The sequence below is a fragment of the Bacillus sp. 2D03 genome (assembly GCF_003946765.1).
GTDB classification, from domain to species: Bacteria; Bacillota; Bacilli; order Bacillales; family Bacillaceae_G; genus Bacillus_A; species Bacillus_A cereus.
This window is the reverse complement of sequence record NZ_RPSJ01000006.1, coordinates 314,990-332,050: the sequence shown is the minus strand read 5'-3', so window position 1 is coordinate 332,050 and position 17,061 is coordinate 314,990. Positions and strand designations below refer to the sequence as shown.

Below are 17,061 nucleotides of genomic sequence, written 5' to 3'. Positions count from 1 at the left end.
ACACAGATACTCTCTGTACATGGCTATCTTTTATTTTTTCGGCACCAACAAAATCCCTAAACTAATAATACAAAAGCTCATTATTTGCTGTGCTGATAGACCAAACAGAACCGAATTTTGTTCACTAACAAGCGAAATAATGATTTGAGCAAAACCCTCAATAATTAGAAAAACACTTATATTCTTTCCATTTCCGAGCCTTTCATTTTTCATCCATAACAAGCCCATTATACAAAGAGCAAGGATGATCTCGTATACGAATATAGGGTGATATAAAAGTTTAGATTCATATATTTTCATTCCCCATGGTAGTGTCGTTGGTGCACCTACTTCATGATGTAATAGAAAATAAAAGATAGTGCACACACACAATCCAAAAGGGAGTACATCAAGTAAAATACGAAGCGAAAATTGTTCCTTTTTACTTTTCCAAACAATGTATACACTAGCAATTACGCATCCTACTACAATATGTTGCATACTTCCAATAGCTAATATTGCTTGCACTGGCGCCCCAAAAGCCCATACAGGATTTAAAATTGCTGGTGCAAACTTCCATACAAATACGATGATAAGAAAAGCATTTGTTAAGGCATCTATCATTTTTTCATATGATACATTTTGATACTTCATCTTTCGTTTCATCAACATAAAACCAAATAGACTTCCAATTATAAGAGATATGGGTTGTAACCTCACGATCCACTCCATCGTCACGAAATCTCCTTTTAATTCTCAATCAATTTCTTAAATTTCTTTTCTAATTGATCTGGTGGTAATACACCTCGTACATGATCTACTATAATTCCATCCTTATTAACAAAAAATGTCGTCGGTAAAGAGAATACTTTATAATCTAGTCCAGCTACTCCGTCCATATCTAGTAGAACCGGAAACTCAAATCCATAGCGATTAGCAAATGCGCTTGCTTCTTGTACTGGGTCACTAACAGTTGCATTCACCGCAAAAATTTCAACATCCTTTTTATATTTATCATACATATGAACTAAGTCAGGTGCCTCCATTTCACACGGCCCACACCATGATGCCCAAAAATTAATAATATATGGTTTTCCCTTGGCATCATTTAACGACTGCAACTTTCCGTCTAATCCTTTTAATGTGATGCCAGGTGCTTTAAAACCTACTTGTGGTAATACTTCTTTCTCTTGTAACTCTGCTTGCTTTGCTTTTCTTTCCTTTTCTTCTTTCTTTGAATTATAAAAGTTAACCCCCGCCCAAACGAGAGCACCTACTAGTATAATAGCAATTAGTTTCTTCACTTTTCTTCCTCCTCATTTTAAAAAACCTGTAAATCCACCGAATAGACGAATAAAGAATGCTGTAATTTTCGTCATTTGATTTGTATACAATAAAATACCTGTTACAATCATCATTCCACCGCCAATTTTCACCATGACATTGGCATATGTAACAATCCATTTTACCTTCCCAATAAAGAATGCTATCACGAAAAATGGAATCGCAAATCCAAGAGTATACGCTGTAATATAAAGAAGTGCCCTTTCAGGATTCGTCGCGCCAAGCATGAGTACAGCTGAAAATATCGGTCCAACACATGGCGTCCAACCCGCTGCATATGTCATACCGACTAAAATCGAGCGAATATATCCAGTCGATTTACTTCTATACTGCACCTTTTTCTCTGCCATAAGCCACTTAGGCTGAAACAAGCCCGTCATAAATAGCCCCATTAAAACAATAAAAATCCCACCAATTTGTTGAATCAATTTTTGGTTAGATGAAAATGTTATTCCAATCCAGCTTACCGATAAACCTAACGCGTAAAATATAACCGAAAATCCGATCATAAAAAATACTGTATGTATAATCGCTGATTTTTACATAATCCCACGATTTTCTTTTAAATCTTGAATAGACACACCTGTAATATAAGATAAATAAGATGGATATAGCGGTAAAGAGCACGGTGATATAAATGACAATACTCCCGCCCCAGCCACAAGCCAAATTGTTAAATTTGCTGCATTCATTTTATTCCCCCTAAAACACTACAATGAGTAGTGTTTATTCTTAAAAAAAGAGGCTATATGCACTCTCCGACAATAAGTACAATCGACACACAGAATAACCCTACTGTTACATATACCGAGTTCGTATGTAAGGGAATAGTAAGCTTAGCAACCTTTTCATTTAACACTTGCTCGATTCGTAAATTTATTGCTGTTTTTGCAAATGAAGCTGTAACACATCGATTTTCCATTGTCTTTATTTTAATTAATTTTAATAACGCGCTACCTAACTCAAATGAAGATTCCATTTTTTGCATCGCATATTTATCTGCTGCTAACTCTTGATACGTATGATATCGTTGTAACAATTCTTTTAATATCGGGATGTACATCATTCCTTCTGCTAATAACGTAAAACAAAATAATTTTAGCGGATCCCAATTATTTTGATGATATTCTTCATGGAAAATAATCGCATCAATCTCTTCATCTGAAAACGTCTGAAGCAAACCTTCCGACATGACAACTTTCGGACGGAATAATCCAATTGTAAACGCTGCAACTTCCGCAGTCGGCAGTATATATATTTGTTTCCCTTTTCTAATAAATGGGATAAGTACTTTTTGTACTTTTTTACTATAGAAAAATTGCCGCCAAATTCTTTTACACACAATCAATACAGTAATTAATAATAACCCCGCTATTATTATACGAACCATTGATAGTTCTTTCATATGTTTTTCTAACTGAAACAAGCAAAACTTTGAAAGGAAGAATGCCTTATTTTGAAAGAGAAATGGATATGTAACATAATACAATAACAAGCTGAAAAAGAGGGTACTAACAATGAGCGCTAACAATACGATTTTACGCATTTGCCATTTCATTTCATCGATCCTCTTTTTTTAACTGATTCAATTTGTCTTCTAATTTTTTTATTAAATTCGGATTAGCCTGCTCTAACTCATCTATCATATGTGTTATAACTAAATCTCCAAATTCCCCCACTAATTCCTGTGTCATTTTCTTCGTTTGATTGGATAAGAATTCTTCTTTCGTTTGTATAGCACGATATATGCCACTTCTTTTCACAGTCTGTTTTTCTAAGTGTAATTTCTCTACTAACCTGTTCATAACTGTCATAACAGTATTAAAATTCACAGGCGATTCTTCACTTAATTTCTGCTGGACTTCTTTAATCGTAATACCATCGCTAGACCAAACAATCTCCATAATCTTCGCTTCAAGCGGTCCAAAGAAATGATTTAATCCTTGCTCATTTAACCTATAGTTTTGCGTAAACATCGTATGACTCCTTTCACACTACGAATTGTAGTACAAATTAAATGAGAGGTCAAACGCAAGTAATACAAACTAAAATTCACTACCTATAAATACGTACCACATTCTATTCATTATAAGCCTAACTTATCTCCAAATGTATCAAAGAGATACTGCTCTAATATTTGTACACTAAACTTTTCATTACGCCCAAGGGCAAATAATTCCCGATCCTTCGCTACGATAGTATCTAACGGAATAACTACATTATCCACTATTTTTGTAATTTCAATTATATTACTTTTTACATTTACTTCTGTTTTAAATTCAACGTTTTCTAACACTATATGTGAACGTCTTCCTGATGCAAAAAAAGTAAAATTAGGATTTTTAACAACGCCAATTTCAGTCTCTAACGCATATAAATAGTGAAAAATTACATCTCTATGTCCATCTTTTATTATTTTTTCATCCTTCTCATCGTCTAAGTATTCTTTCAGCTTCGTTGTAAATTCAAATCGAAAATCCACTTTTTTCACGCTCCTTCTTTGTATTTCATATTAAATAAATATATTGAAATAATTTTACCATATTGTAATACAACTTCCTATTAAAAGTAAAAACTGTTTTAGAAAATCGCTATTATTTCCGATACCCTTTTAAAATATAAGTATAAATTCAATATGAATGAATGCTTCATTACATCTATTTAAACATATTTTTTCCATTTTTTGAAACATTAGTATGAAATATTATATATCAATGAATGGTTTCTAATGTATTGGTATATATAGTCAGTAGTTTCTTTACTATTCCGATATACTTAAGCTACATTTTCTAATTATTGATTACATTACGGAAGGAATGTAACTCTCTTCTATCGAATTTTTATATAACAAAAATGATTAGGTGGTGCTTTACTATGAAATTAGCTGTCATTGGTGGCGGTGATTTACAAGATTCAAATCACTTGCCTATTAATGAACGCCTTATAGAATTAACAAATAAACAGTATCCAAAAGTATTGTTTATTCCAACGGCTAGTCATGATGATGAAAGCTATATAAAATTATTTTTAGACACGTTTGAAAAACAATTACATTGTGAAGTACAAATTTTACGCATTACAACAGATTCACCTTCTAAGTATGAAATAGAGGAGATGATTCATTCAGCCGATTTAATTTATCTAGGTGGCGGAAACTATATTCACATGCTTACGCAATGGAAAGAACATAGACTTGATGAAAAATTATTATTGGCTCTGCAACAAGGAACACTTATTGCTGGTTATAGCGCTGGTGCTATGTGTTGGTTCACGTCTAGTATCCGATCAGATTATGAAGGTTCTGGTTATATAGAGAGTAACGGCTGGGGTATTGTTAATAAAAGATTTTGTCCACATTATAATCAATTAAACAGAATGAACGCCTTCCATTCCTTTTTACAAAATCATCAAGGGAATATAGAAGGAATTGCACTGGAGGATAATTGCGCTTTATATATTACAGAGGAATCCTTTGAGATTATCGGTGAACCGGAAAAAGCGTGGGAGTTTTATATGAGTGATAAAACACTCATTAGACAACATTTTGATATAACTTTAAAAAGCTATTTGTAAACCTGCACTTACGAAAAAATGTCCCTAAGTCTAATAACTTAGGGACATTTTTCTATTTAACTAACTAATCGTGTAATTCGTTTCTTTTGCCATGAAAGCTTATAATATGCATACTGCAATAGTAAGCTGACAATAAATGCTGCTGGATACCCGATCCAAATGCCTTCTATTCCAAGACTTGTATGGTAAGAAAGATAATATGCTACGGGTACTTCTACAAGCCAAATTGAAACAACTCCAATAACAGTTGGCCAAAGTACTGTACCGCTCGCTCGCATTGTCGCACTAATAATTTGTGCATGACCGAAAATTAAATAACTCCATAACGTAATCATAACTAAGCTATGAGCAATTTCAATTGTAGTTTGACTCGTTAAAAATAGTGATAAAATGTCTCTTGAGAATAAATAAATAAGAGATATTAACACACCACCGATGACGTAGTTCATAATAATTCCGGCCTTCACAACTTTCTGCAATCGATCAAATTGATTCGCCCCAATTGATTGTGCTGCAAAAATAGAAACTGTAATACCAAGGCTAACTGCTGGCATTTGTACATAACTTGCAACTTGATTCACAACGCCGTAAGCAGCTGTTGCATCCGAACCGTAACGATTTACAAATGCGATTACGGCAATCTCAGATAATGAAACTAATATCATATTTATACTTGCCGGTATACCGAGCCTTAGCAATAGCTTTAATAACTCCCCATCCATTCGAAGGTATTTTCTAACCGTTCCATCTAGTTGTAATGGGTGATTTTTCTTCTTTAAATACACAAGCATGACAATAAACGTAATAACTGTAGATATAACAGATGCATAGGCTGCTCCATACACATCTAATTTCGGAGCTCCTAACCATCCAAAAATAAGAACTGGTAATAAAATCATATTTAGTGCTGTACTTACAATTAAAAAGTAAAATGGCGTTTTAGAATCTCCTGTACCTCTCATAAATGTTGTATATGCGAAATATAAAAATAATACTGGCATCGATATAAATAAAATCCGTGCATAATGTACACTTATTTCAATAATATTTTCTGGCGTTCCCATTAGACGCATAATATCCATCGCAAAAATACTTCCTATTATCGCCAACACAACTCCAATAATAAAGGTAAATGTCAGCGTCGTACCAACGATAGCTTTTAAACGATCTTCGTTTTTAGCACCAAACGCCTGACCAATTAAAATAGAGCTCCCTGAACCGATACCAATTACAAATGAAACGAGCAAGAAAAATAATGGAAAGAATGCTGATATGGCCGCTAAATCATTAACTCCAAGCCATCTTCCTACTACTACCATACCAAATAATTGTCCAACTGATTGTAGTACATTACTTAATAATAACGGTACTAAAAACATCGACATCGATTTCCAAATTGGTTTACTCTCACTTTCCAACTTATGTGACTCCGCACCTTCTTTATTGTTATCTGCAGGTGGTTTCAAATTTCATTTCTCCTTTTATTAAAAATCTATTTTCAATATCTATCTCTTTGTATAGTTGTTATAATACTGTGCTTCTATTCATTTTCTTTTCATATGATTATAACTTCACCCAATATTGACTTCCATCGGCTGTTCGATCTAAAAATCCATATTCGATTAAATATCTTCTTAACGTTACGAAATCAGGGTATACATTTTCTATCACTGTATTTACTTCTTTTTCAGTATACTTTTTATTACTATCAAACTTCTTCACTAAATGACGCAATATAATTAATTTACGCTTTTGTTTCTTCGGAAATTTAGAGAGAGGTCCATCTAACCCTTCTGTAAAATGAGCTTTTAATACTTCATCATTTTCTTCTTCCGTAATATTGTATCGATCATCCACCATCGTTGCTGTTCTATGAATTGGTACAAATTTCGTTTGTACTTTTGATTTTTCTTCTGATAATTCCATTAGCGCTAAAAATACTTTTGCTTGCTTCATTTTCTCTCGCAGTGTAAATCGATGATTACGAATTGTTGATGTACTTCCGCCATCCAACTCTTTTACAATTTCTTTATCATTCAGTCCCATATAGAAAAACTGAACCATTTTCTTTTGTAAATCCGTTAATCCAGTAAATTTCTTATCCATATTTAGCAAATAATCAAACATAGACGTATGCTCATTTTGAATATGCAATTGGACGAACTTCTCTGCTTCATACAAAACTTGATTATCTTGATAAATAACACCTTTAATAAATGTTTCACCACAAGCTAAGCAAATGTACTCCTCTTTTTCTTCATCAAACACATACCCTTTCTTTAATTCCTCTATTGACGCATCCCAAAACTTCTCTGAAATATCACTCATACTAAACACTCCTTTAAAATGTTTATTTAAAACCAAACAAATAAGCATAACGTTTATTATCACTTCACCATCTTATCACAACGCAAACAAACATTTCAATGTTTCGTTTACCCATTTTATAAACTTTTATAAAAACATCTAACAAAAGGGTTTAATACAACGAAAAGCGAATAAGTTTATACAAATTCATTTTATAGGATGTGAAATAGAACATAAATATTCTTCAAGACCCTTAGTTTACCGTTAAACAAATTGCACAGAATACATATGCGATTAGTGAATATGGAACTGGTATTCACTCATTCCAAAACTTCAGTATTCAATTTTAACTACAAAAAAGATGTTTTCGTATAAGAAAACATCCTTTACTTTTTATATATTCTATTTACAGTCTCTACTAAAACCTTACTTGCTTTTACAAATGTATGCTTTCGATTTCTATCTTCAACAAATTTATTAGCACAACTACTCATAATCATCATACAACTAATTATGACTAACGCTATCTTTCTATTCTTGTAAGTCACTTCATGCCACTCCACTATTACAAAACTTCTTTTGAATTTATCCCATCAAGAAATTTTACATGAATAATAAAACGTGCGAATATGCAATTCTGCATATTCACACGTTTTATCACAATGTTATGATTTAATTTAGTTAAAGAACAAGTATACCGAGGTGACTAACTTGAAGTTTAAAGCGAAAAAAAATCCATTCCACGTCATTTTCATTACATTATTTATAATTATTTTTTTCGTTTCGTTATTCTTCCAAAATGAAAATTCTATTTTTTTCACTCTCATGATGCTATTAAATATCGTGAATCTTTCTTCATTCTATTTCTCTCACTACAACGTAACGGAATCATCTCTTGTTGTAAAACACGGTTTCATACTTCGTACTGAAATCCCATTTAAAGACATTCGCCATATTAAGTACTCTGGCAAAAAACTTCGTTCAAAAAAATGGACTAGGCAACAATTAGAAATTAATTATAATTTATTTGACTCAGTGACCACTTTCGTACCACAAGAAGAAGAAAAATTCATTTCACTCTTAAAAGAGAACTGCCCACAGATGAAAGTAATGAATACGCCTGCTAACAAATAATATATTTTGAAGCTTGCATTATTGCAAGTAGATGAAACTTAAAAATGGACATCAAAAAAGCCAAGATTCTATACTAAGAATCTTGGCTTTTTCTATTACTCTTTTGGAGCAATCATTTTCTTTGGATCTACAATTTCATCAAATTGCTCTTCTGTTAGTAGTCCAGATTGCAACGCTGCTTCTTTTAAAGTTAATCCTTCTTTATGAGCATGCTTCGCAATTTTCGCTGCATTTTCATATCCGATATGTGGGTTTAGCGCTGTTACAAGCATTAGTGAACGATTCACATTTTCATTAATTACTTCTTCATCTGCTTCAATACCAACTGCACAATTGTCATTAAACGAAACAATTGCATCCGCTAATAAGTGAGCTGATTGTAAGAAGTTATAAGCAATAACAGGTTTAAATACATTTAACTCAAAGTTACCTTGGCTCGCAGCAAATCCGATTGTTGCATCATTCCCCATCACTTGCGCTACAACCATCGTTAATGCTTCACTTTGCGTTGGATTTACTTTACCAGGCATAATAGAGCTCCCTGGTTCATTTGCTGGAATAATAATTTCTCCAAGACCACTACGTGGACCACTTGCAAGCCAACGTACATCGTTAGCAATCTTCATTAGATCCGCAGCTAATGCTTTTAATGCACCGTGAGTATATACAACTTCATCATGGCTCGTTAATGCATGGAACTTATTTGGTGCAGAAACAAATTGTTTACCTGTAAATTGACTAATTTCCTCTGATACCATCTCACCAAATTTAGGATGAGCATTAATACCTGTTCCAACCGCAGTTCCACCAATTGCTAACTCTTTCATATATGTATTGCTCTCTGCAATCATACGCTCTGTTTTTTCAAGCATACGGTGCCATCCGCTAATTTCTTGCCCTAAAGTTAACGGCGTTGCATCTTGTAAATGTGTACGACCAATTTTTATAATATGTTCAAATGCAGTTACTTTTTCTGCTAAAGTTTCTTTTAATTTCGTAATTGCTGGTAATACGTGATTTTCTACTGCGATTACACAAGCTACATGAAGAGCCGTTGGAAATGTATCATTTGAACTTTGTGACATGTTCACATCATCATTCGGATGAATATGTACGTCAGATCCCTTCTCTTTCAAAATTTGATTCCCACGATTTGCAATTACTTCATTCACATTCATGTTTGACTGTGTACCACTACCTGTTTGCCATACGACAAGCGGAAAATGTTCATTCCATTTCCCTGCAATCACTTCATCCGCAGCTTCTACAATTGCTTCTGCTTTTTCTTCTGATAGCTTTCCTAATTTTTGATTGCTAAGCGCTGCACTCTTCTTTAAAATTGCAAATGCTTTTACAATTTCAAGCGGCATTTGCTCTGTTCCAATCGGAAAGTTTTCTTTACTACGTTGTGTTTGTGCTGCCCATAATTTATCAGCTGGAACTTTTATTTCTCCTAATGTATCTCTTTCAATTCTGTACTCCATGTTTTCATCCCCTTGAAAATATAATACCTACATCTCTTATAATAACAGACTTTCTCTTAAATGATAAGAATTCTCACTCTTATATATAGATATTCTATATTTATTTAAAAAAATTCCTCTTGACCTAAACTTAAGTTTAGGCTGTATCCTTTCCATTGTAACCTACTATAACACTACTGGAGGAATTCAATATGAAAAAATATGCTTTTATAACAGGTGCGAATAAAGGAATTGGATATGAACTTGTTCGTCAATTAGCAGAAAAAGATTATCACGTATTTTTAGGTGCTCGTAATGAACAACTTGGACAACAAGCCGTAGAATCTTTAAATGTTTCAAACGTTTCCTATATTCAAGTAGATATTTCAAATTCACAATCCATTCAAGAAGCAACAAAGAAAATTTACGAAACGACTGACCACTTACATTTATTAATTAATAACGCAGGCATAGCGCTAGACTTCAATACGCTACCTAGTGAATTAAATATTGAAACTTTACGCCAAGGATTTGAAGTTAACTTTTTTGGAACTTTCCAAATGATGCAAGCCTTTTTACCATTATTAAAGAAATCAAGCAACAGTAAAATCATAAATCTAACAACTGACATGGCCTCACTAACAATGTTTGCTAATGGTGAAACACATCCAATTAATACACTAGGATATAATTCTTCCAAAACAGCTATTAATGCTTTAACATTAGCTTTTAGTAAAGAATTTGCCACTAACGGTCCAGAAGTATTTGGAGTAACTCCTGGTTTTACAACTACGGATCTTAATGGAAATTCCCCCGGTGGCCATACAACCACTGAAAGTGCTAAAATTATTATTAAATATGCATTAAGTGAAACAAACTATAATGGCAAAATACTAAATAAAGATGGCATTATACCTTGGTAATAAAAGGATGAATGATATGTATTATACAATTGGACAAGTCGCCAAGATGCAACACTTAACAATTTCTCAAATACGTTATTACGATAAACAAGGACTGTTCCCTTTTCTGCAAAGAAACGAAAAAGGAGATCGAGTTTTTGATGAAGAAGCACTGAAATATTTAGAGATGATTTTGTGTTTAAAAAACACTGGTATGCCAATTCAAAAAATAAAACAATTTATCGACTGGTCTATGGAAGGAGAATCTACCATCCTTCAAAGGTTAGAATTAATGAAACAACAGGAGACCAATGTCTTACAGCTCATTCAAGACACTGAAAAAAACTTAAAAAAGATACAACAAAAAATTGCTAAATATGAGAATGAAATAACTTCAGCAAATGCTATTAAAAAATAAAAAAATCACCTTCTACATATTGTAGAAGGTGATTTTTATTTTATGATGCTTGCTTTCCTTTATCTGCATCATCTACATACCAGATGAATTTGCCTGTATATCCGTAAATAACTGCTAAAATTAACGATACGAAGCTTAACCACATAAACGGAACGTATGAGAACGTTGCTACACCTAAAATACCAGCCATAAAAATACCATTATCAGACCATGGAACCATACCTGAAGTTAACGTTCCACCTACTTCTGAGTTACGCGCTAATACACGACGGTCTATTTTTAATTTATCATAGCTATCTTCCATAATTTTTGGTGTTAAAATTAGTGATACATACATCGCACAACCAAATATATTAGCTAAGAATGCCACGATTAATGTAGACAATGTTACATTACCTGCAGAATTTAATTTCTTCTCAAATTTTGATACGATTACTTTTAAAACACCTAGTTTTTCAAGTAATCCACCAAATCCTAAACCGAAAATAATAACGGCTACTGAGCCAAGCATGCCGTTAATTCCACCACGGTTTAATAACTTGTCAACAAACTCAACACCAGATTGAATTGAGAATCCGTTATAAGCTGTTCCAATCGCCTCTCCAAAGTTCATCCCTTGGAAAAGGGTTGCCCAAATTGCACCAATTAAAGCTCCCATTGCAATTGTTGGCATAGACGGTTTCTTCATCGCTAATAGAACGATAACAATGACCGCCGGAACAAGCATCCATATTTTAATATCAAATTGCTTTAATAAAGCTTCTTTTAAAAATTCTACTCGATTCAAATCTACATTATCGCCGCCATACATCCAACCAGCTACAGTAAACATAATACTAGTAATAATATAAGCTGGAACATCTAATACGAGCATAGCTCGAACGTGAGCAATAACATCTACTTTCGCCATAGAAGCTGCAAGAACTGTGCTATCAGAAAGTGGTGATAATTTGTCGCCGAAATAAGCTCCTGAAAGAACTGCACCAGCAACAAGCGGAAGTGGTAAACCAAGGCCTTCACCAATCGCCATCATAGCAATACCTGCTGTTCCCACTGTTCCCCAAGACGTTCCTGTTGCGATAGAAGTTATAGAACAAATAATTAATGTTGCTAATAGGAATATGCTAGGGTGAATAAATTCTAATCCATAATAGATTAATGTTGGTACTACCCCACCAGCAATCCATGTTCCAATTAAAGCACCTACTGCAACTAAAATCAGTATCGCTTCTAATCCGTTAGAAATCCCTTTCGTAATTGCATCTTGCAATTCTTGATAACGAAATCCTAATCTTAATCCAAGCGCAATTACTAAAAACCATGAAATAAATAGCGCTAATTGAATTGGGAGATCAAAAATCGTTTGGAAGGAAAAGACAACAGCAAGAAATAGTAATAAAAGAACTATGATTTCTAGCATCGATGGTAATCTTACACTTTTCATTTTTTTCTCTCCTTACAAGTCGATAACATGACGTATGTCGTCTTACATGTATGTAATATACAATTAGCGAAGACAAAACAAAATTTTCATATTATTTCGATTTATTTTTCCAGTATAATATATTCACAACCCTTTCTATTGTAAAAGTAGATTACGTTTTTCGCAATGAAAAATATAAAAAATGTTGTATTTTTATTTATCCCGATATTTTCGGCCAATAAGACCCCCGTCTCAAAATTCAGTAAGTGCAAAGCACTTAGGTAAGAAATTAACTACTGTAAAATTCCGAATTGATATGAACGTATTAAAGCTTCACTTTATTTACAAAGAAAAATCCCATACTAACTTTTTTAATATTTGCTGCAATAAAACTTTTTACAACTATCTTCACTTTTTAATTCACACTATTATTTTCCACACAAAAATAGGACACACATCATTAAAATGATGCATGCCCTATCTTTATTTATACATATTTTGTATTTCTTCTTTATTTTCAAGTATTTCCTCAAACTTATCACTACAACCCTTCGGAAATAACACTCCCAGTCCATATGAATGCGCAAATTGAAAATGAGGGTACTTCGCTTTTACCTCATCCCAAAACTTATATACGCCGAAATCACTACTTCTAACTTCAATATCATGAAATAATACAATACCGTTTTTCGCGACTTTCGGTAGCCATGTATTATAATCGTGAGAAACAGCTTCATACGTATGATAGCCATCAATATGCAAAAGATTTATCGTTTCATCTTGAAACCGGTCTACAGCATCATCAAAAGTAGATCGAATTAAATTTCCTATATTAAGGTAGTTATCGCTCACTACTTTTTCTACTATTTGAAAAACCCCTTCTCCATATGGACCTGTATGCCCATCTCCAGCCCAAGTATCTACTGCAAAGCATTTAGTCGATAACCCTCCATCTTTTACTCCCTGACAAAAACTAAAAAAGGAAGCTCCTAAATGTGTACCTAACTCAACTAAAGTTTCTGGTTTTTCAAATCGTACTAAGTCATATGCAAAATCTAAATGTCCACTCCACGCAGATTGTGACCGAATAATAGGACTAAATGTTTCAAATTCAAATGATGGTTTATGAGTAACCCAGTTCATCGCATAACTCCTTCTGCACATATTTTTAACAAACCAAATTACTCTTATCTTTATTTTTTTATCGCCTTGATTATGATTCTATTTCATGAAAATATGAAGAATTTATTCTTTTCTATTGAGGTAAAGCATCATATACATATGGGTCAGTTGGCTTATTAATTTTCTCGATTTTGTTTACTTTTACAAGTGGAAAAACTGTTCCTTTATATGTCGTTTCATCTAATAATCCTGTTATTTTCACCCATGTTTCTTCTGGAATTTTTTCAATATTTTTCCCGGTAACAATCATACCCCAGACTGATGCATCCGCAATACAACAAGTTATGCCATATCGAGCCACTACTGCTTTATTACCCGTCACATCTTTATCCTTATATATAAACCCTAAGAATGTAATTTCTTTCCCTTTAAACCAATTAACATTTTGACCAATTACATTCATTGTTTGAACATAATCCTTATCCTTTACTTGTAGTTTACGCTGTCCTAACATACTTTTTATTACTTGCTCTTCCGTTTTATAAGTCGTTGCTAAATTTGATGTTTCTTCTGAATCAACTAATACTTCTCGCTCATCAAACTTAACCTGTTTCCCCTCTTTTTCGTTTCTTTCCAGACTTCTCGCCTGTACACTTTGATTCATACCCCTTTTTCCTGCTAAACTTCCATCAATTGTTACACTTCCAAAGAGAAAAGCACTAACTATCGGAACAACAAATAAAACATATACAAAGAAACTTTTTATCCCTGATTTTGATGTTGTATGATGTTTACAACAATTATAATCATGCTGTTTTTCTCTTCCATCCCCCCAAACTTGTACAATACCAAAAATTAAAATTACTACAAAAGCTATATACGTAAATTTGATCATTTTTGGAGCGATAAAATTATAAATATTCCCTGTTACAAGTAGTTTAAATAAGAGCATTGCTAAACCAATTAAAATAATGCCACGAATATAGCGATGATATGCCTTCTGCTCCTCTTTCTCCATTCTTTCTCACCTCCTATAACATTATGATTTGCACGATGGTATACACAGATACAATGACAATTCCCATCAAAAAGAATACAAATCTCTTTTGAAAATACGCAAATAGCATTAACGTATTTTTCATATCAAGCATAGGCCCAAACACAAGAAATGCGAGAAGTGCCTTTATCGAGAAAACATGTCCAAAAGACGCAGCTATAAAAGCATCGGCTGCAGAGCAAATTGATAAAACATAACCAAACCCCATCATAATAATGGGAGCAATTACTTCGTTATGTGCTACTGCATCCAGTACATTCCGATCAAAAAACGTTTGAAATACACTTGCTAAAAAAGCACCAATCAATAAATACTTACCAGTATCAAAAAACTCATCTACAGTGTGATTCATAACATCTTTCCAACTCTTTTTTTTGCTTGTTTGAACTGAAACCTCTAAGTCTTTTAAAACATTTCTTTCGCGATAGCAATAATACACAATTAGACCTATGAATAGAGCAACTAGAATTGTTATCCCAAAGCGTGCATATACAACGTAATCATTTTTTTGAAACGCATATACAGTAGATAAAAAAACGACTGGATTCATAATGGGTGCACTCAGTAAAATAACAATGCCTACATGAAGTGGTAACCCCTTTTGAATGAGCCTTCTTACAATTGGTATAATGACACATTCACACATTGGAAAAAGAACTCCCACAAATACTGCTGGAATCATTGCAACAATTGGAGATTTCGGCATTACTTTTTGAATCATATCTTCCGTCACAAACACTTGAATAAATGAAGAAACAATTACCCCTAATAAAATAAAAGGTATTGCTTCAAAAATGATACTTAAAAATACCGTATTCACATTCAGCCATTCCTGCGGTATATTTTTGTGCAAATTTACTAGACTTGTAAAATCTACAAAAAATAATAAAAAGAGAAACATAGCGATAAGAGCTATGCCTACTAATTCTTTTGAAACTCTATTAAAGACCAAGCTTCTCGCCTCCATTTTATTTATATGTAAACATGTGCTTGTCCAAATCCTTCATACTACAGCACAAATTTTATAGTCTATTTCTATTCTTAAATCGTAATCATTATGATTTATTATTGATTTTTCTTTTCCTATCGTTTAATATAAAACGTAATCATTACGATTTAAAGGAGAGATCATTTCATGAAAAAAGTACCTATCACTGTATTAAGTGGTTTTTTAGGATCTGGAAAAACTACCTTACTACATCACATTTTGACTAATAAGAATAACTTAAAAGTAGCTGTTATCGTTAATGATATGAGCGAAGTAAACATTGATGCATCTCTTATAAAAAAGGGTGGTTTTTCACGTACGGAGGAAAAACTAGTAGAAATTCAAAATGGCTGTATTTGTTGTACACTACGAGAAGATTTAATGATAGAAGTGAATCGTCTTGTGGAAAATGGTGATATTGACTATATTATTATTGAATCTTCTGGTATAAGTGAGCCTATTCCAGTTGCTCAAACGTTTACTTATACAGACGAAGTTCTTACCATTGATTTAACGAAAAATTGTCGCCTCGATACGATGGTTACAGTTGTAGATGCAAATAGATTTTGGGATGATTTTGCAGATGGAGAAAGTTTATTAGACCGAAAACAAGCAATCGATGAGAATGATACCCGAGAAGTTATTGATTTATTAATAGATCAAATTGAGTTTGCAAACGTAATTATTCTTAATAAGATAGATTTGCTAGAAAAAGAAGATGTGATAGAGCTTCATCATTTACTAAAAAAATTAAATCCTAATGCAAAAGTTCTTGAATCTTCGTTTAGCAAAGTACCATTACAAGAAATTTTAAACACAAATCTATTTAATTATGAAGAAGCTAGTCAATCGGCCGGCTGGATACAAGAATTAAACAGTGATCATCATACACCGGAAACAGAAGAATATGGTATCACTTCTTTTGTTTACCGCCGCAAATATCCTTTCCATCCCGAGCGCCTTATGAATTGGCTAGAAAAATGGCCTTTAGATGTTGTAAGAGCGAAAGGATTCTTCTGGTTGGCATCTCGTAATAATATGATAGGGCTTCTATCTCAAGCAGGCTCCTCTATTACAATTCAAGGAGCCGGTGAATGGATAGCGGCATTACCTGAAACTGAAAAAAATCAAATGATTACAGAAGAACCAGAAGTATTGAAAAACTGGGATAAACAATATGGAGATCGAATAACCGAACTCGTATTTATCGGAATTGATATGAACTGTTCTTTAATTGAACAATCATTAGATGATTGTTTATTAACAGAAAAAGAAATGCAACAAAACTGGAATACATTTATTGATCCTATCCCGGCTTTTACTTATACTTCATAACAATTAATAAAAGGCT

20 protein-coding genes are annotated in these 17,061 nt (G+C 33.1%); 5 read left to right on the top strand and 15 right to left on the bottom strand.

Annotated elements, in window-relative coordinates:
• Nucleotides 1–30: 30 nt before the first annotated feature.
• The 7 genes from EBQ15_RS16475 to EBQ15_RS16450 all read right to left on the bottom strand — a co-directional run bounded on the left by EBQ15_RS16475 (nt 31) and on the right by EBQ15_RS16450 (nt 3,805).
• Nucleotides 31–711 (bottom strand): prolipoprotein diacylglyceryl transferase family protein, encoded by a 681-nt coding sequence (locus tag EBQ15_RS16475; protein WP_000454843.1) that lies wholly within the window; start codon nt 709–711, stop codon nt 31–33.
• A 17-nt stretch (nt 712–728) separates the two neighbouring features.
• On the bottom strand, nt 729–1,283 hold the full coding sequence (locus EBQ15_RS16470) for a TlpA family protein disulfide reductase (RefSeq protein ID WP_000733184.1): 555 nt from the start codon (nt 1,281–1,283) through the stop codon (nt 729–731).
• 12 nt (nt 1,284–1,295) lie between these two features.
• Nucleotides 1,296–1,832 carry a cytochrome c biogenesis CcdA family protein gene (locus EBQ15_RS16465; RefSeq protein ID WP_001999541.1) on the bottom strand — a complete coding sequence of 179 codons (537 nt, stop codon included), beginning with the start codon at nt 1,830–1,832 and terminating at the stop codon, nt 1,296–1,298.
• 30 nt (nt 1,833–1,862) lie between these two features.
• Nucleotides 1,863–2,015 carry a cytochrome c biogenesis CcdA family protein gene (locus EBQ15_RS32060; protein ID WP_001999542.1) on the bottom strand — a complete coding sequence of 51 codons (153 nt, stop codon included), beginning with the start codon at nt 2,013–2,015 and terminating at the stop codon, nt 1,863–1,865.
• Between the two features lie 53 nt (nt 2,016–2,068).
• Nucleotides 2,069–2,881 (bottom strand): M56 family metallopeptidase, encoded by an 813-nt coding sequence (locus EBQ15_RS16460; RefSeq protein ID WP_000871928.1) that lies wholly within the window; start codon nt 2,879–2,881, stop codon nt 2,069–2,071.
• Nucleotide 2,882: 1 nt separating this feature from the next.
• Nucleotides 2,883–3,299, bottom strand: a complete 417-nt coding sequence (locus tag EBQ15_RS16455; RefSeq protein WP_000495080.1) for a BlaI/MecI/CopY family transcriptional regulator — start codon at nt 3,297–3,299, stop codon at nt 2,883–2,885.
• 110 nt (nt 3,300–3,409) lie between these two features.
• Complete coding sequence (locus EBQ15_RS16450) at nt 3,410–3,805, bottom strand: DUF3942 family protein (protein ID WP_000347526.1); 396 nt, start codon at nt 3,803–3,805, stop codon at nt 3,410–3,412.
• Between the two features lie 392 nt (nt 3,806–4,197).
• On the opposite strand from EBQ15_RS16450, the gene EBQ15_RS16445 reads away from it, so the two are divergent.
• Nucleotides 4,198–4,896, top strand: a complete 699-nt coding sequence (locus EBQ15_RS16445; protein WP_000762121.1) for a peptidase E — start codon at nt 4,198–4,200, stop codon at nt 4,894–4,896.
• Between the two features lie 56 nt (nt 4,897–4,952).
• On the opposite strand, the gene EBQ15_RS16440 is transcribed toward EBQ15_RS16445, so the two are convergent.
• The 3 genes from EBQ15_RS16440 to EBQ15_RS31185 all read right to left on the bottom strand — a co-directional run bounded on the left by EBQ15_RS16440 (nt 4,953) and on the right by EBQ15_RS31185 (nt 7,751).
• Nucleotides 4,953–6,362, bottom strand: a complete 1,410-nt coding sequence (locus EBQ15_RS16440) for an MATE family efflux transporter (protein ID WP_000804128.1) — start codon at nt 6,360–6,362, stop codon at nt 4,953–4,955.
• Nucleotides 6,363–6,459: 97 nt separating this feature from the next.
• Nucleotides 6,460–7,224, bottom strand: coding sequence for a DUF2087 domain-containing protein (locus EBQ15_RS16435; RefSeq protein WP_001280275.1), 765 nt, complete (start codon nt 7,222–7,224; stop codon nt 6,460–6,462).
• A 365-nt stretch (nt 7,225–7,589) separates the two neighbouring features.
• Complete coding sequence (locus EBQ15_RS31185; RefSeq protein ID WP_000221431.1) at nt 7,590–7,751, bottom strand: hypothetical protein; 162 nt, start codon at nt 7,749–7,751, stop codon at nt 7,590–7,592.
• A gap of 163 nt (nt 7,752–7,914) precedes the next feature.
• Here EBQ15_RS31185 and EBQ15_RS16430 point away from each other — a divergent pair, with 163 nt between their 5' ends.
• Nucleotides 7,915–8,337, top strand: coding sequence for a PH domain-containing protein (locus EBQ15_RS16430; protein ID WP_000669072.1), 423 nt, complete (start codon nt 7,915–7,917; stop codon nt 8,335–8,337).
• Between the two features lie 95 nt (nt 8,338–8,432).
• Here EBQ15_RS16430 and fumC read toward each other — a convergent pair whose 3' ends face one another.
• Nucleotides 8,433–9,821, bottom strand: coding sequence for a class II fumarate hydratase (gene fumC / locus EBQ15_RS16425; protein WP_000456608.1), 1,389 nt, complete (start codon nt 9,819–9,821; stop codon nt 8,433–8,435).
• A gap of 191 nt (nt 9,822–10,012) precedes the next feature.
• On the opposite strand from fumC, the gene EBQ15_RS16420 reads away from it, so the two are divergent.
• Together EBQ15_RS16420 and EBQ15_RS16415 are read left to right on the top strand one after the other, a co-directional pair.
• A complete protein-coding gene (locus EBQ15_RS16420) occupies nt 10,013–10,723 on the top strand; it encodes an SDR family NAD(P)-dependent oxidoreductase (protein ID WP_000759551.1) in 711 nt (236 codons plus the stop codon).
• A 16-nt stretch (nt 10,724–10,739) separates the two neighbouring features.
• Nucleotides 10,740–11,120 carry a MerR family transcriptional regulator gene (locus EBQ15_RS16415; RefSeq protein WP_000291861.1) on the top strand — a complete coding sequence of 127 codons (381 nt, stop codon included), beginning with the start codon at nt 10,740–10,742 and terminating at the stop codon, nt 11,118–11,120.
• Nucleotides 11,121–11,160: 40 nt separating this feature from the next.
• On the opposite strand, the gene nhaC is transcribed toward EBQ15_RS16415, so the two are convergent.
• The 4 genes from nhaC to EBQ15_RS16395 form a co-directional block, all read right to left on the bottom strand.
• Nucleotides 11,161–12,564 carry a Na+/H+ antiporter NhaC gene (gene nhaC / locus EBQ15_RS16410; protein WP_000843992.1) on the bottom strand — a complete coding sequence of 468 codons (1,404 nt, stop codon included), beginning with the start codon at nt 12,562–12,564 and terminating at the stop codon, nt 11,161–11,163.
• 462 nt (nt 12,565–13,026) lie between these two features.
• Nucleotides 13,027–13,686: a class I SAM-dependent methyltransferase gene (locus EBQ15_RS16405; protein WP_001104672.1), complete on the bottom strand. Its 660-nt coding sequence runs from the start codon at nt 13,684–13,686 to the stop codon at nt 13,027–13,029.
• Between the two features lie 112 nt (nt 13,687–13,798).
• Nucleotides 13,799–14,683, bottom strand: a complete 885-nt coding sequence (locus tag EBQ15_RS16400; RefSeq protein ID WP_000409937.1) for a TIGR03943 family putative permease subunit — start codon at nt 14,681–14,683, stop codon at nt 13,799–13,801.
• 13 nt (nt 14,684–14,696) lie between these two features.
• Nucleotides 14,697–15,689 carry a permease gene (locus tag EBQ15_RS16395; protein ID WP_001999547.1) on the bottom strand — a complete coding sequence of 331 codons (993 nt, stop codon included), beginning with the start codon at nt 15,687–15,689 and terminating at the stop codon, nt 14,697–14,699.
• Between the two features lie 168 nt (nt 15,690–15,857).
• Between EBQ15_RS16395 and EBQ15_RS16385 the strand changes: the two genes are divergently transcribed.
• Entirely contained in the window at nt 15,858–17,045 is a 1,188-nt protein-coding gene (locus EBQ15_RS16385; RefSeq protein WP_000757681.1) for a GTP-binding protein, read from the top strand.
• The last annotated feature ends 16 nt before the right edge of the window (nt 17,046–17,061 follow it).

Coding starts and splice junctions, on each gene's coding strand:
- EBQ15_RS16475 (WP_000454843.1), bottom strand. CDS start 711: ATGGAGTGGATCGTGAGGTTACAACCCATATCTCTTATAATTGGAAGT.
- EBQ15_RS16465 (WP_001999541.1), bottom strand. CDS start 1,832: ATGATCGGATTTTCGGTTATATTTTACGCGTTAGGTTTATCGGTAAGC.
- EBQ15_RS32060 (WP_001999542.1), bottom strand. CDS start 2,015: ATGAATGCAGCAAATTTAACAATTTGGCTTGTGGCTGGGGCGGGAGTA.
- EBQ15_RS16460 (WP_000871928.1), bottom strand. CDS start 2,881: ATGAAATGGCAAATGCGTAAAATCGTATTGTTAGCGCTCATTGTTAGT.
- EBQ15_RS16455 (WP_000495080.1), bottom strand. CDS start 3,299: ATGTTTACGCAAAACTATAGGTTAAATGAGCAAGGATTAAATCATTTC.
- EBQ15_RS16445 (WP_000762121.1), top strand. CDS start 4,198: ATGAAATTAGCTGTCATTGGTGGCGGTGATTTACAAGATTCAAATCAC.
- EBQ15_RS16435 (WP_001280275.1), bottom strand. CDS start 7,224: ATGAGTGATATTTCAGAGAAGTTTTGGGATGCGTCAATAGAGGAATTA.
- fumC (WP_000456608.1), bottom strand. CDS start 9,821: ATGGAGTACAGAATTGAAAGAGATACATTAGGAGAAATAAAAGTTCCA.
- EBQ15_RS16420 (WP_000759551.1), top strand. CDS start 10,013: ATGAAAAAATATGCTTTTATAACAGGTGCGAATAAAGGAATTGGATAT.
- EBQ15_RS16415 (WP_000291861.1), top strand. CDS start 10,740: ATGTATTATACAATTGGACAAGTCGCCAAGATGCAACACTTAACAATT.
- nhaC (WP_000843992.1), bottom strand. CDS start 12,564: ATGAAAAGTGTAAGATTACCATCGATGCTAGAAATCATAGTTCTTTTA.
- EBQ15_RS16405 (WP_001104672.1), bottom strand. CDS start 13,686: ATGAACTGGGTTACTCATAAACCATCATTTGAATTTGAAACATTTAGT.
- EBQ15_RS16400 (WP_000409937.1), bottom strand. CDS start 14,683: ATGGAGAAAGAGGAGCAGAAGGCATATCATCGCTATATTCGTGGCATT.
- EBQ15_RS16395 (WP_001999547.1), bottom strand. CDS start 15,689: ATGGAGGCGAGAAGCTTGGTCTTTAATAGAGTTTCAAAAGAATTAGTA.
- EBQ15_RS16385 (WP_000757681.1), top strand. CDS start 15,858: ATGAAAAAAGTACCTATCACTGTATTAAGTGGTTTTTTAGGATCTGGA.